Genomic DNA, 263 nt, shown 5'->3' with positions numbered 1-263 from the left:
CGGCATTCCCGGTGAAGAAAACCTTGACCTGCTCGAATCCCTGCGCAAGTCGAAGATCAAGCTGGTACTGACCCGTCACGAGCAGTCTGCAGGTTTCATGGCTGCCACCTACGGCCGACTGACCGGCAAGACTGGCGTCAGCCTGTCCACCCTCGGCCCTGGCGCCACCAACCTGGTTACCGCCAGCGCCTACGCCTACCTGGGCGGCATGCCGATGATGATGATCACCGGGCAGAAGCCGATCAAGAAGTCCAAGCAGGGCC

The 263-nt window shown here is 62.0% G+C and carries 1 protein-coding gene; it reads left to right on the top strand.

What is annotated here, in order from left to right; genetic code table 11:
* Positions 1-263, top strand: a 263-nt coding sequence (locus SB771_RS35090) for a thiamine pyrophosphate-binding protein (protein ID WP_410722056.1), incomplete at both ends; no start/stop codon positions are given.

This window comes from Burkholderia sp. SIMBA_051 (genome assembly GCF_046534915.1).
GTDB lineage: Bacteria > Pseudomonadota > Gammaproteobacteria > Burkholderiales > Burkholderiaceae > Burkholderia > Burkholderia ambifaria.
The sequence above is the reverse complement of the archived record's forward strand: the minus strand, read 5'-3'. Positions and strand labels throughout refer to the sequence as shown.